At 71.7% G+C, this 14,408-nt stretch carries 7 protein-coding genes; 1 reads left to right on the top strand and 6 read right to left on the bottom strand.

The features are described from left to right. Positions 1-122: 122 nt before the first annotated feature. Positions 123-317 carry a hypothetical protein gene (locus ACIBQX_RS24750; RefSeq protein ID WP_397008295.1) on the top strand — a complete coding sequence of 65 codons (195 nt, stop codon included), beginning with the start codon at positions 123-125 and terminating at the stop codon, positions 315-317. Positions 318-402: 85 nt separating this feature from the next. On the opposite strand, the gene ACIBQX_RS24745 is transcribed toward ACIBQX_RS24750, so the two are convergent. From ACIBQX_RS24745 to ACIBQX_RS24720, 6 genes are all read right to left on the bottom strand, one after another. Further along, entirely contained in the window at positions 403-1,158 is a 756-nt protein-coding gene (locus ACIBQX_RS24745; RefSeq protein ID WP_397008293.1) for a GntR family transcriptional regulator, read from the bottom strand. Further along, positions 1,155-1,970 (bottom strand): tryptophan synthase subunit alpha, encoded by an 816-nt coding sequence (gene trpA / locus ACIBQX_RS24740; protein ID WP_397008291.1) that lies wholly within the window; start codon positions 1,968-1,970, stop codon positions 1,155-1,157. The genes ACIBQX_RS24745 and trpA overlap by 4 nt, the downstream gene beginning before the upstream one ends. Next, positions 1,967-3,163, bottom strand: coding sequence for a tryptophan synthase subunit beta (gene trpB / locus ACIBQX_RS24735; RefSeq protein ID WP_397008289.1), 1,197 nt, complete (start codon positions 3,161-3,163; stop codon positions 1,967-1,969). The genes trpA and trpB overlap by 4 nt, the downstream gene beginning before the upstream one ends. 216 nt (positions 3,164-3,379) lie before the next feature. Next, the gene (locus tag ACIBQX_RS24730; RefSeq protein ID WP_397008287.1) at positions 3,380-3,994 is read right to left on the bottom strand and encodes a hypothetical protein; all 615 of its coding nucleotides are present in this window, start codon (positions 3,992-3,994) and stop codon (positions 3,380-3,382) included. Next, positions 3,987-4,514, bottom strand: a complete 528-nt coding sequence (locus tag ACIBQX_RS24725) for a hypothetical protein (RefSeq protein ID WP_397008285.1) — start codon at positions 4,512-4,514, stop codon at positions 3,987-3,989. The genes ACIBQX_RS24730 and ACIBQX_RS24725 overlap by 8 nt, the downstream gene beginning before the upstream one ends. A 160-nt stretch (positions 4,515-4,674) precedes the next feature. After that, positions 4,675-14,400, bottom strand: coding sequence for a hypothetical protein (locus tag ACIBQX_RS24720; protein WP_397008284.1), 9,726 nt, complete (start codon positions 14,398-14,400; stop codon positions 4,675-4,677). Positions 14,401-14,408: the final 8 nt, after the last annotated feature.

The following is a 14,408-nucleotide window of genomic DNA, read 5'->3' as shown; positions in this document are numbered from 1 at the left end:
TGACGACCGGCCATGAGCAAGCGCCTCTGAGGACAACCCCCACGGGACCAGCCCTGACGAGCACTGTGAGCGAGCGCCACTGAGCGAGCGCCACTGATACCGGCCCTGAGGACCGGCCCTGAGTGAGCGTCCGCATCCATGAAACAGAGGTCGGCGGGCTGCGGGTGGCGGTGCTCGCCAGCACCGAGCCGGGACGACACGACGGGGGTCTGTCGGACGACAACTGGCCGGCTGGCGGGCCACCAGCTGGACTGCCGGCGGAAACCCAGCTGACCGGTCAGCAGACCACCAGCCGAGCCGCCGGGAAAACGAGCTAGCCGGTCGGCGGGCCATCAGCTGGGTTGCTGGGAAGACCAGTTGGGTGGTCGGTGGGCGGGCTGGTCTTTGGTTGCGGGGCTGGTTCTAGCTGGTGGCGCGCCAGGAGAGGGACAGGCCGGTGGCGGCGCGTTCGGTGCGGATCTCCATCATGCTGCCCAGGATGGTGGCATGGTCGGACACCATGGGAATGGCGTCGGACGTGTAGGTGATCCGGGTGCTGACGAGCACGGGGCTGCCCTCGGGCTCGTGAAGGCGGCGGGCGGCGGCGGGGTCGAGCAGGGCGGGGCGGACCACCTCGGACGCCCGGGCGAGCGCCACTCCTGCGTCGGCGAGGGCCGTGTAGAGGGAGACGGCGGTGAAGTCGCGGTCGCGGATCTGGTCGGCCACCGGCCTGCGGACCCAGGACACCTGGTGTACGGCGGGACGGCCGGCGAACTCGCGGACCCGCTCCAGCCGCAGGGCGGTGTCGCCGGGGCGCAGCCGCAGCTCCGCGGCGATCGCGGCCGGGGCCCGGCGCATCGCCCGGCCGGCCACCACGGTGCGCACGTCGTGGCCCTGTTCGCGCAGGTCGTCGGCCAGGCTGCGGAGCGAGCCGAGCTGGTACGCGAGGTGGGGCGGGGCCACGTACGTGCCCTTACCGGGCCGTTGCACGATCAGGCTCTCGTCGCTGAGCTCCCGCAGCGCCTGGCGCAGCGTCATGAGGGTCACCCCGTAGGAGGCGCTCAGCTCTCGCTGCGGGGGCAGGGCCTCGCCGGGGGCGTAGTGTCCCGACCGGATCTTCGCGGCGAGGTCGGCGGCGATGGCGCGGTACCTCGCCTCGTACCCGGCGTCGGTGGTCATCGTGGTGGGTCACACTCCTGGTCGAGGGCCCGCCGCAGGGTCGCGAGGAAGGTCCGCAGGTCGTCCGGCCCGGCCCCGTCGAGCACCCGCCGCATGACCGCGGCGCCGACCACGACGCCGTCGGCGTGCCGGCCGGCCTCCCGCGCCTGGTCGGGCGTGGAAATGCCAAATCCTAGCAAGACCGGCCGGTCGGTGCCCCGTCTGATCCGCGCGGTGAGCTCGGCGGCCGAGGCGGCGAGGGCGGTCCGCTCTCCGGTGGTGCCCATCAGCGACACCGCGTAGACGAAGCCGCGGCTGCGGCGCGAGATCTCCTCCAGCCTCGGCTCCGGTGTCGCCGGCGACGCCAGCAGGACCAGCTCGATCCCGGCGGCAGCGGACACCTCCGTCAGCTCGTCCGCCTCGTGCATGGGCAGGTCGGGCACGATCAGGCCGCTGACGCCGGCCCGGCGCAGCGCGGCGCAGAACTCCTCGCCCCCGTCGTGCAGCACCAGGTTGTAGTAGGTGCTGGCGACCAGCGGCACGCCGAGGTCCGGGATCCCGGCCAGCTCGGCGAGGATCCGGCGCGTGCTCGCCCCCCTGGCCAGCGCCATGTCGCCGGCCTGCTGGATGGTGACGCCGTCCAGGGTGGGGTCGGAGAAGGGCAGGCCGACCTCGATGGCGTCCGCGCCGCCGGCGGCGAACGCCCGCAGGTAGTCCGTCCAGCCGGACGTGATCCCTCCGGTGATGTACGGCATGAGCAGGCGGCGGCCGGTGGCCCGGCGGGCACGCAGGTGGCTTTCGACCGTGCCCGGGGTCAGGGTGGAAGTCGTCACAGCAGCTCCTTCAGGGTGGAGATGTCCTTGTCGCCCCGGCCGGACAACGTCATCAGGACCGTTGATCCGGCGGGCAGCTCGCCGCTGTCCGCGGCCCGGATCACCCAGGCCAGGGCGTGCGCCGATTCGAGTGCCGGGACGATGCCCTCGGTGCGCGCCAGCCGTATCGCCGCGCCGACCGCCTCGTCGTCGGTCACCGTGACGTACCGGGCCCGGCCCAGGTCGCGCAGGTGGGCGTGCTCCGGGCCGACCCCCGGGTAGTCGAGCCCGGCGGCGATGGAGTGCGCCTGGGTGATCTGCCCGTCGTCGTCCTGCAGGAACAGCGAGCGGCAGCCGTGCAGGACGCCCAGCCGGCCTCGGGCCGCCCCGGCGCCGCCCTGCGCCTCCACACCGACCAGACGCGCCGGAGTGTCGGCGAATCCGGCGAACGTGCCAGCCGCGTTGGAGCCGCCGCCCACGCACGCGATCACGTGGTCCGGCACGCCGGTACGGAGCGCGGCGGCGCACTGCTCGCGGGCCTCGTCGCCGATGACCCGCTGGAACTCCCTGACCATCCATGGGTACGGATCCGGCCCGACGACCGAGCCGACGCAGTAGTGGGAGTCGCCTGTGACCCCCACCCAGTGCCGCATGGCCTCGCTGGTCGCGTCCTTGAGCGTACGGCTGCCCGTGGTCACCGGGATCACCTCGGCGCCCAGCATGCGCATCCGGAAGACGTTCAACGCCTGCCGCTCGATGTCGCGCTCGCCCATGAACACCGTGGCCTCCAGCCCGAGCAGCGCGGCGGCGGTCGCGGTGGCCACTCCGTGCTGGCCCGCCCCGGTCTCGGCGATCAGCTTGCGCCGTCCCATCCGCGCGGCGAGCAGTGCCTGGCCGAGGACATTGTTGATCTTGTGTGATCCGGTGTGCGTGAGGTCCTCGCGCTTGAGGTACAGCCGCAGGCCCAGCTCCTCCGACATCCGCCGAGCCGGCGTGAGCGGGGTCGGACGTCCGGCGTGCAGGGCGAGCAGCTCCGCCAGGGCGCCGCGGAACCCCGGATCCACCCACGCCTCCCGGAACGCGTCCTCCACCTCGCGACACGCCTCCACCAGCGACTCCGGCGCGTACCGCCCGCCGTATTCGCCGAACCGGCCCCGCTCCCGGGGCTCGCCCATCGTCCCCATCGAGTGGACGGGCTCACGCCATGGCGACATGTTTGGCATCCCACACTCACCTCGTTCTATAACTCTTCGGAAAGTTCTATAACAGTGAGTGTGACATGGGTGGGCATGGGCGCGCCACCCTGACCCGTCCCGCTCGCCGGTCGTGCCGGTGTCACATGGGTCCGTCTGCCATCGACGAAGTCACCCGCGACCTGGAGCCCGCTGCTGGGACCGTAGATCCTGGGTCTCTCGCTGGAGGGGGGTGGGTTATTCGGCGTGGAGGCGGTAGAAGTCCGTCAGGCTCTGGCGGTAGTAGGCGAGGTCCCGCTCCAGAGCGGCGCGGGTGAAGCGTTGAGGTTCGTCCTCGCGTGCCGATCGGCCCATTTCCGTCCAGAACTCCTCGGCCGGGAGTTCGTCCGCGTCGTCGGGGAGGAACTTCAGGGCTTCGGCCACGGCGTCCGCGGCGAAGCGCCAGCCGGCCGCGATGCTCTCGTACTGGGCATCGTCCGAGGAGTCGGCGGCGAAGAGGAAGGCCGCTTCCAGCGCGCGGTTCGCGTAGGTGACAGCGACGAGCGACCACTGTCCTGGGTCGATCAGCTCGGAGACGCCCGGACCGAAGGTCAGGTCCTCGCTCCTGGCCGCGTCTTCCGAGGCATAGGGCACGAGGACGTCGACGTCCCCGAGACGTACGCGCCAGGCGTCCTCCTCCTCGGAGAGCACCGCCTGCCGGCTCACGCTGACCGGGTCGTCATCGTCAGGGGTGAGGTCCGGGGCATGCGGCGCACGGCTCTGCCCGTCGGGGGTGTGGTTCAGGTCCAGGTAGAGGAAGGCCTCGACCAAGGTGCGGGCGGGTGGGAGCTCTGGGCCGGGGCGGTCAGGCATGTTGGGCCGCCAGGTCCCGGTAGGTGTCTCTTACGATCATCAGCCGGTCGAGCTGGAACCTGCCGGGTTCGGCCGTGCGCATCTCGTGGCCGCGATCTGACCAGAACGCGTCGGCGGGTGTCTCGTCCTGGCCCGGTGGGATGAACTTGACGATCTCCTCGATGGCGGCGGCGGCGATGGCCAGTGCGCGGTGCGCCTCGTCCGGGTCGTGCGCCGGCACGTTGCCGGCGGTCAGGTCGGCCACCCAGAGCCACTCGCCGGCGTCCAGCAGCTGGGAGGGCTCGTCGCCACCGAATGTGGGATAGCCCTGGGGGGCCACCGGGCGGTCCGGCAGGCCGAAGAGGTATTCGCGGCGCTCTCCGCACTGACCGCAGACACCGACGTACCGGTTGACCAGCTCGCCCTCGACCGTGGTGAGACCGGTGCCCCAGTCCGTCTCCACCGACCCGCACTTCTTGCAGGGGTGCAGGTCCAGGTAGAGGTGCGCTTCATCCCTGGTGCGCGCCACCGCGAAGGCCATCGCTCATCCTCTCGTCCCGAAGTCCCGAAGTCCCGAAGTCCCGAAGTGCCGCCAGTCCCGAAGTGCCGCCAGTGCCGAAGTGCGACGTACTCCCAAGTCTCGCAGCCCGGCGGTCCGGCCCGCGCAAGATCGCACTCCCACGCGGCCGTTCGGAGATCGATCATGTCCGGGCTGCGGAGCGTTCGGTATGGCGGCCGCAGACGCATGGGCCGTCCTCCGGGCACTCCTCGGGCAGGTGCCACCCTGTCCCGTTGGTGAGCAGGCGCAGGAACTGCCGGTGTTCGTACGTGAGACGGGACTTCGTGTGCTCCAGTTCGGCGATCAGCTCGGCGGCCAGCTCGGGAGAGATCAGGTGGACGATGTCCGGTCGTACGGCGAGGTCGAGCAGGGAGGTGACCCGTCCCGGCCGCTGGGTGGGAGTGGCCGTACGGACCTGGCGTACGGCTTCGGCGAGTGCGGCGACCGCCGGGAGGTCCGGCTGAGAGGTGCCGAGGGCGCGGGACACCGCGTCGGCGGCGGCTGCCGCCGCGGCCCGCTCGTTCGCGCCGATGGTGGCGTGGGGGGCGATCTGGAAGACCAGGACGCCGTCCATGAGCGCGGGCGGCCCGGCGTGGCCCTGCGGGGACCGTACCTCGACCGGGATGGGCGGATGGCCGGGCACCACCAGGTCGAGGAGGCCGGGGCCGGGGCGGCGGATCTGGGCGCCGGCGAGCAGTGCGCCGCGCTCGATCGCCTGCGTCGCGGTCGTCACCGGCAGCTCGGCCGCCGTCATCGGCACCGCCGACGAGCCCCCGTGCACAGATGAGTCCGGCGTGGCCGTACCGGACCCAGCCGAGGCGCTCCCCCAGTTGATCAACGCTTCGATCTTGTTCCGCGGCTTCGGGGGAGATACCCGGCGGCCCAGGTCCTGAGGGGAGGCGGGTGGGGTGTGGCCGCGGGCGGTGATGTCGGCCGCGATGGCGGCGATGGCGGCGGCGAGGTGGCGGCGGACGGCCGGGTCGGTGGCCGCGTGCCACTTACGGGACATGTGGGCGTGCTCGTTGAAGCGCGGGACCAGGCAGTAGTCGGTGCCCTCGACCGCCGACGACGGCAGCGAGCCCCTGATCACGCCCTGGGGCCGACCGGCCGCCACCGCCGCCTGTTCCTGGGTGAGGTGGGTGATCTCGTGCACCATCACCGACGACACCACGTGCGGGTCCAGGCGCGGGGACAGGATCATGACGTGCGGGTCGTCCGAGGTGCCCGCGTGCGGGTCGGAGCGGCCCGTCAGGCCGTCGCCGGGATCGTCGATCCGCACCTGGACGTGCTGGACGGGCATGGCGGGCGAGCGCATGAGCAGCGTGCGGCCGTCGGCGGCCCAGGTGAGCGTGACGCCGGCGCCGCCGAAGTCGGCCGCCGTCAGGTCCTGGCGGCGGACCTCGGCCATGGACAGGTCCGCGCTCTGCTCGGACCTGCCCGAGGCGTCGTACGGCGTGCCGGGCAGGGCGGCTGAGCCGAAGGACATCGACGGGACGGAGACGCCCTGGGTGGCGCTCGTGCCCGCGGACGGATGCGTTTCCTCGTTGACGAACGGCCACACCGGTCTGGGAGGCTCGGCGGCGGCGACGTTCCGCGTCCGCAGCTCCTCCAGGACCTGCTGGGTGAAGGTGCCCGGCACCTCCGAGGTCATGAAGACCAGGCGCAGGTCGAGGTCCTCCTGCGCGGCGGTGGCCAGCACCTCGGGGGCGAGCGTGCTGAACGCTTCGGCGAACCCGCCGTCGGGGGTTTCGCTGTGTACGGTGCCGTCGGGGGCGGCACGGTAGCGGTGTACACCATCCGGCTCCCAGACCACCACCATGGCCACCTCTCCGCGTTCGCGTGCCTCCAGACGCGCGTCCGTGAGCTGGTCGATCAGGCCGGTGCGCGTGGAGGTGGGGATGAACGTGGAGGTCACCGGGCGCCCGGCTCCGAGCCGTACACCGCTTTCCATCCGTTCGCGCAGTTCCGCGAGCTCGTCCTCGAAGAGGACCAGGAAAACCTCGCCGGAGGTGGCGTTCCCCAGGTGGACCGGATCGCCGACGGCATGCTCCTCGTGGCCGCGCGGGCGGGCCATCCGCTGGAAGGTCACGTCGTAGTCCACGCGGAAGCGGACGCTGTACGCCTTGTCGCTCTTCTCGTTCTTGGTGCGCTCCTTGCGGCTTCCGCCGCTGTCGGACATGCTCTCCGACGTCTGCTCTCCGGCTGACACGTCGACGCCCAGTCCCGAGGAGTCGTGGGAGCCGCTCGCACCGATGCCGATGGGGCCCAGCCGGCCCCGGCCCACGGTGTGGCTCCTGGTGTCCGCCCTTCTGTCGATCTCGCCCTTCTCCGCCTGGAACGGACCTGAGTCGATCTCGAGGTCGGTCAGGTGGGCCTCGACGGTGACGTTCAGGCCCTGGTCGCGGGTGCCCGGCAGCGCCAGCGGGACGACCACGGCGCCGCCCTGGGTGGCCATCCGCTCGAAGTTCGCGAGCAGGGCCGAGTGCTGCAAGCGCCCGACGACCTCGGCTTCATACGCCGCCATCGTCTTGCTGCCGAGCATCTTGGTCAGTTTCCAGGACACCACTTCGAGCAGCGTGGGCTTGTTCGGGTCGGAGAACAGCGACTCGACGAAGTGGCCCTGGTGCACCTCGGCGCGCCGGGGATCCCTGACCGTGGCGGGTCGCACGGGTCCGAGATGAGCGGGCCGGATCATGCCGGTGGGGATCCGGCGCACCAGCGTCGCGTGGTGTGCGTGACTGATGGGCTGGGTGCGCCTGCCACGGACGGTGTCGACCAGACCGCCGGCCCAGGACGCCACCCTGCTCTTGCGCACACCGGCGCGCTCCACCTCGATGACCAGGGTCATCTCCTGCTGAACCCGGTCGACGCCCCGGAACAGCCCCAGCCGCGACAACCTGGTGCCCTGCTCGTTGCGGTTGCTGGAGAAGGAACGGGTACGGTCCGTCCCCACGCTGGCGCCCTGGCCCGTGCCGTCGTCCCCGGCGCTGATGCCCGCCCCGACGGCGTAGGAGCCGCTGTACGACTCCGTCTCGGTCAGGTCGGTGTACTTGTAACGCTGCTTGATGATGCCGGCCTCGTCGGTGTGGCCGATCAGTTTCGCCCTGTCGGCTGCGACACCGTCCTTGGGGACCAGTTTCGCCCTGACGGTGATCTTCTCGACCCGTCCGGCCTCCGAGGTCACCACTTTGTAGCTCACCTCGTGACCGCGGCGGCTCCACATGTCGCCGACATGGATGTGGCTGCGATCGCCCGCGAAGTCGACACCCAGCTGCTTGCGGAAGTTCGGATCGAGGGCCAGCGCGTCGGGAGCGCTCTGCGTCACCGCGGCCAGCACCCCGTCCAGCATGTGCACGGGGTCGCCCTGATCGTCGGTCAGGTCGAACGTCTCGACCGTGCTCATGCCCATCGCGTTCACGTACTGCGGAGCCAGCCTGACGTCACTGGCCCGCTCGTTGAGCTCGGCCGCTCGGCTCAGCGCCCGGTTGAGCTGCTTGCGCACGGATGTGCGGCGCTTGCTCTCATCCTGGTCGAGCTGAGCCGCCCGCTGGATCGCGCCCAGCAGGGCCCGTGGAGTGTGCCGGTCGGCGAACTGTACGTCCTGGCCGGCGGCACGGGCCTGCGCCACGTCCTTGAGGTAGCGCTGGATCAGCGGGGTGGCCAGCATCGGGTCCGGGGACAGGCTGCCGTTGACGAAGCGCTCGATCGCATCGGCCACCAGGTGCAAGGGGAGGGCGAAGTCGCCGTCGGCGTACAGCTGTAAGGCGTCGTACTCGGGGATCGTCCGTAGCTCCGTGCCCTGGACGGTGGTCTGCCGGACCTCCCCGACGGGGACCCGGCCGGCGATCGACTTCCCGGCCGCGACGCTCTCACTGCCGGTGAGGGTGAAGTTCACCCTGCTGCGCAGGAAGTAGTGGATGCCCACCCCGATCCCGAGGTCCTCGTTGCCCGTGATGTCGAGCTGCGACCTGGATTCGCCGCTGGTGCCCGTGCGCGAGGGCAGCCCGATCCTGCCCCCCTCGTTCGACGTGCCACCGTCGTCCAGGCCGGCCGCGCTGACGGACGCGCCCACGCTCACGTTCGTGGAGCCGCCCCAGAAGACCCCGGCGCTGTTCAGCCCGAACCTGATCCGGCCGGACACGTAGTTGACCACGCCGACCACGTCCGCCTCGCCGAGATCGCCCTTCACCGCCACTGCGGACCGGGTGGGCCCGCCCTGCGGCCGGATGCCGGCCTCGGTCACATACGCGTCCACCAGCCACTCGGGATGGGCGGCGAGGCTCCGCCCGCTCAGTTTGTTCGCGAAGTGGTGGTAGGCCACCGAGTCCTCCCGCATCCCGTTCGGGAGCACCTGTGCCGCGGCGGCGAGCATGTCCGGCACGCCGACGTTCATCAGTGTGGTCCTGTCCACCACCTTCGCGGACAGGGTCCCCACGGACGCGTCCTGCGGATCCTCCCAGGGCAGCAGCTCGGCGGCGAACGACAGCGTGGCCTGCCCGTGGGAGACGGCCAGCGGCGTCCGCTCGCCCTTGTGCACCAGGTGGACGGACAGCTCGTGATCGACGTCGACCTGCGCGAGGAGTCCTGAGGTCTCGCCGAGCCCGACCACGTTCCCCGTGGCGCCGACGCTGGAGCCGATCGTTTCGGTAGTGCCACCGCCGCCGTTGACACCGACCTCGTGGGACAGGCCGTTCTCTCCCTCGCCAGGACCATCCTTCTCGCTGAGAGAGACTCCGCCGCTGTACGTCCTGGACGAGCTGGTCGCCTGACCTTCAGTGTCGGAGCCGATGGGCAGCCCGACCTGTGCCGCCGTGTCGGTCACCCTGCCCCTGCCCCTGGTGTCGAAATCCTGCTTCAGCTGAATGTGCAGCGTGTAGAGCTCCGGCGCGCTGTTGAACCGGTGGTGCGTCAGGTCGACCCGGATGCCGTCCTGTGCCGCCGTGTCGTAGCCGGACCGGATGCGTTCTGTCCTCAGCTGCTCGGTGACCTCGATGAGGTTGAGGGTCTGGCTGACGCGCTCGAGCTCATTGTCCGAGTAGACGAGAACGTCGCCGTCGATCTTCGGCAGGATGCCGCGATCCCCCAGTTCCTTGATGACCTGCCAGGACACCTCGTCCGTTTCGGTGAGGTCGTCGACCAATGCCGGGCCCGCGCCGCGCAGTTGCCCGGGGCCGTCGCCGTAGAAGTCCGGCAGCGCGAGCCTGCGCCCCTCGGGCACGGTCGGCATGGGGGCGCCGCGCAGCTCGGGGACCCCGTTCCGGTCCGTGACCACCTTGCCGTCCTTGTGCACGAGGGCCTCGCGACTGACCGGCAGGCCCAGGCGGAAGGCCGCCGCTTCGAGCATGCTGACCAGGGCGGTGCCACGGACCGGCGCCAGCTTGACGGGCGGCTTGCCGGTCTTCGTCACGGTGATCGTGTGGACGAGGCGGAGTTCGTACCCCCGCCTGTGTCTCATCTTGCGGTGCACGTTCGGGAAGATCTCCTGCGAGTTGGCCGTCGCCGAATCCGCGCGCCCTACGGACCGGCCGAACTTGCCACTTGGTCCGAACGACGGTTGATACGCTCCGGAGCCGACATCCTCCAGAGTGGCGACATTCACCCCGACCGAGGCGGTGATCCCCCGCGACTTACTGTACGACCCGTTGCCGTTCGTGGCGGCGAAGTCGACGAGGACCTCCTCCTCCCACACCGCGTCGCTCTCGCCCCCCACCATCTTGCTGGTGGCCACCTCGACGAGCTCGCTCTTGATCTCCACCGTGGCGTCCTGCCGGCCGTCGGCGAAGAGGGTGCCCTGATAGCCGCCGTTGACCGCCTGGCGGAGCTTGACCTGCAGTTCTTCGGTGATGATCGTGCGCAGCTGGTGGTGGGCGTTGCTGCCGATCCTGGCGTACTCACCGCCCAGCTCCTCCGCCGCGGCGTTGAGCGCTTCCTCCAGGCCGGTCATGCCGCTGGGCACCACGTTGGGGAACGCCGGGTCACGATGGTGCTCCTCGATCGTGACCACGTCGCGGGGAGGCGCGTCGGTGTAGGGATGCGAGACCCAGATCCGCTGGCTCGCGCTGTCACCGGGCTCGCCGGAGTCGACCGTGACCGTGGGCTTCCAGCCCTCCGCATGCGAGGTACGGATTTGGACCTTCCAGGAGGCCGAGGCGTCGTACAGCAGTGACTCCGACCGGTCGTCCTCGACCGACCCGTACTGGGCGAAGCTCGCCGCCGCACCCGTCACGGAGCCGCTGCTGCCCACGCTCGGGGTGAACCGGGCATTCAGCATCTGGGTCACCATCCGCGCCGAACTGCCCTCGGTCATCATGGTCGCCAGGACCGCGGTGTTGAAGGGAGGCGACACGCCGACGCTGGTCGACTCGGTGGCACCGACGGTCCTGCCGCCCAGGGCGAACAGGCCCACCATCATCTCCGAGGACACCGTGCTGAGGTCGAGCACCTCGACGAGGTCGCCGAGGGTGAGCCGGATGCGCAGCTCCGCCGCCGACCGGCTGCTGCCGACGCGCAGCACCCCGCCTTCCGGCGAGACGATCCGCTGGAAATCCTGGCGCACGGCCTCCTGGAGCTCGGCGGTGGTGTACCGGTGCTCGATCCCGTTCTCCCGCAGGAGGTCGTTGACGGTGTCGGTGAGCCGGGTCAGGTGGGCGAGCCTGCCGGCGGGCATCGAGGCGGACAGGCTCGCCTCGTCCGGCAGCGCCTTCGACAGCAGCTGCAGGAACAGCTGGTGCTCCCGCCGGGCGCGCGACGCCGCCGATCGCGTCGCCTGGGGCCGCAGCGCCACGTCATAGAGCCTCCGCGCCCGCCGGGCCTGATCGAGCGCGGTCCGGTACGACTCGGCGATCCGGTTATGCCGGGCCTGCGCGGCTCGGTGCCCTCGGAGCGCCTTGCGAGCCTGGCGTACGCGTTCGGCCTTGTGCATGTCGTGCTGCTTGGCCGCCTTCTTCGCGTCCTTCGAGGCCTGCCGCGCTTCCGCGGCCGCCGCTTCGGCGCGCTGCTCGCTCGTGGCGATCTGCGTCCGCAGCTGCTCCTGGATTTCGGCGAAGGCGTCGAGGGCCTCCTCCATCTGCTGCCGGGAGGGCGAAGGGTCCGGCAGGGGCGGCGCGTGGGGCGGCCGGGCGGCCTGGGAGGGCGCCCAGGGTGGCGACGGCTCCGGGTGGCCCCGCTGGGCGATGTCGCGCGCCACCCCGTCGATGTCCACCGCGAGCACGCGCTTGTCGGCGAGAGTCGTCGCCTGCTTCCACTGCTCGGTCAGGAACGCGTGCTCGTTGAGCCGGGCCGGAAGGCAGTCGTCCCGGGTCTCCTGGCTCCGCCCGCCGGTCAGCAGCCGGCGCAGCATCCGCCGGTCCCCGGACGACGCCTGCCGCTGCAGGGTGTCGGTGATCTCGTGCAGCCAGATCCTGGCCACCTGGTCGGCGTCCGCGCCGGGCGCGAAATGGACTATGTGCGCGGTTTCTGCGGTGGTGCCGGCCTTGACCTCGGTCTCCCCCATCAGGGTGGGGTCCAGGCCGCCGATCACCGGCCGGAAGTACTGGACGTCGTCCGCGCCGATCCGCACCTGCAGCGTCGTGCCGTCGGCCGACCAGGACCAGCTCTGTACGTTCTCCCCAAGGAAGTGGGCGCTGTCCAGGGCGGCGATGCCGGCCTGGACCTCGTCGAGGGTGAGGGTCGTACCCGGTGGCCGGCCGTTGGGCACGAACCGGGTGCCGTTCACCGGCCGCGACGTGACCGTCCCCGGCCTGCTCGTGCCCGGCTCCTGGTTCCCACCGGGGTCGGCGTCGCCGGTCGTCGCCCTGCCCGCGGACTGGATCAGCAGCAGGGTCGCTTCCGTACGCAGCCGCGACATGTCGGTGACGTGCTCGGCCCGCGCGTCCAGGGCCGCCTGGATGCCGCGCACGGCCACGGCGGGCACCACGAGGTCGCCGCCGGTGCGCGGCAGGATGAGGTCGCCGTCCCGGTTGGCGGCCATGGTGGGGAAGTTGACCCCCATGGCTTCGACGAGCGCGGTGTGCGCCCTGACGGCATGGGGCGGCGCGTTGTCGGCGAGGCTCGTCGCGGTCGCCGCGGGCCGCCGTTCGGCGGTGTCCGCGCCGGGGTCGGCGGCAGGCGCGGCCGGATCACCCTGGGGGTGTCCCGGCCCAGCAGCCGCCTGGCCCTCCGCAGACGACCCCTGATCACCGGCCGTCTGGTCAGCGGACCGCTGGTCAGCGAACTGCGCGTCTGCGGACCGCTGGTCTGCGGTCTGTGGGTCGCCGGGTCGTTCGTCGGCGGACGGCTGTGCCTGGTCGGCTGCCTGGGTCTGGTCGGGGGTGGGGCCGTCCGCGGCGGTGGTGCGGGGGGAACGCTGGGGGTCCGCGGCCGAGTCCGGGGTCGGGGCGGTGGGCGAGGTCTGGTCCTCGTCCCGGGCGTCGGGCGGCGTGGTGGAGCCGTCGTCGGCGGTGGTCGCCTGGCGGGTCGCCGTTCTGCCGCCGGAGGCGTCGCCCTGCTGACGCGACTGCTGATCGGGCGCGGCCGATCCGCGCGTGCCCTGGTCGGCCGTGTCAGGGGCGCCGGGCCCGGACGTACGGGCGGCGGCGGTGCTCGCGGCGCCCTGCGGGGTGGACGTACCCGGGGTGGACGTGCCTGGGCTGGGGGCGCCGGGGGTGGGGCCGGTGGTCGAGGGCGGGCCGCTCGGTGGGGAGCCGTCCGGCGTGGGGCCGCCGCCGGGGGGCGGGTTGGCCGCCGCCCGCGCCGCGTCCGCCTGCGCGGCGGCGTCGTACGCGGAGGCCAGGGCGCTGGTCGGGTGGGTCAGCGCCGACATGACGTCGGGGTTGAACGGGCTGATGCTGCCGGTCCGGCCGACACCGCCGAGGAACCCGCCGGTCATGGAGTCGGCGGTGAACGGGTTCTGCCACTGGTCGTAAACGACACCGTTGGCGACGAAGCTGCCGACGGGCGAGGCGATGGCGTTGTTGAGTCCGGTGCTGAGCGCGCGCCCCGTGAAGCCGGGGACGTGCCGGGTGACGCTGGAGACGGGTCCGGCCAGCCTCATGCCGACGACGGCGCCGGTGCCCGCGCCCACCGCCGCCGCGCTGGTCTTGTTCCAGTCCCACTCCGTGCGGGTGCCCTTGTTCATCTGCAGGTACTGGGAGATGCCGTCGATGGCGCCTTCCTCGCCGATCTCCTCGACGAGTTCCCTGCCGATCGGGCTGGCGATCAGCCTGGTGAGGGCGGCGGGGCCGGTGGGGCCGGTCATGGCGGCCACCCTGGTCAGGCGGCTCGCGGCGGCGGGCCGCCCGCCCGCCGCCGCCAGCCTGGCGAGCAGGCGGCTGATGGCCGCGCGACCCGCCGCCGCGTACGGGCCGATCAGCGGGGTGGCCGAGCCGGCGGTGAAGAAGGCGACGTAGAGGGCGATCGCGATGGCGATGACCGTGATCCAGAAGGCCACGTTGATGGAGATCTTGGAGTACTGGGTCTCGACCGCGAAGTTGCTCGCCTGGCTGGAGTAACTGCCGGCGTTCCCGCGGACACCCGCCAGGCCCGATTCGTGGCCGTACAGGAGTCTTGCTCTGGTGATGAAGTTCGCCGTGGCGGGCGCCGACATGCCGGCCGCGATGGTGCGGGCGGCGGTGCCCGCGGGCGCGTCGTAGCCGGCGACTCCCTTCGCCAGGTTCTCGTACGCCTGCGCGAGCGCGGACAGCCCGCTCTCGCTGGCGGCGGGCCACTTCTGACCGGCCGACAGCATCGGGATCAGCCAGTTGACCACCCACTCGGGCAGCGCCTCGGTCTCCCAGACGGGGAGCGTGTCCCGGTCGATGCGCACGACGGCCTGCTCGGTCGGCTGGCCGCCCGAGCCTTGGGTGTCGATCGTGCCGCCGCCGGTCGTCACTGGGGCTT

The sequence above is a fragment of the Nonomuraea sp. NPDC049714 genome (genome assembly GCF_044465295.1).
Classification (GTDB): domain Bacteria; phylum Actinomycetota; class Actinomycetes; order Streptosporangiales; family Streptosporangiaceae; genus Nonomuraea.
This window is presented reverse-complemented; position numbering and strand designations above follow the sequence as displayed.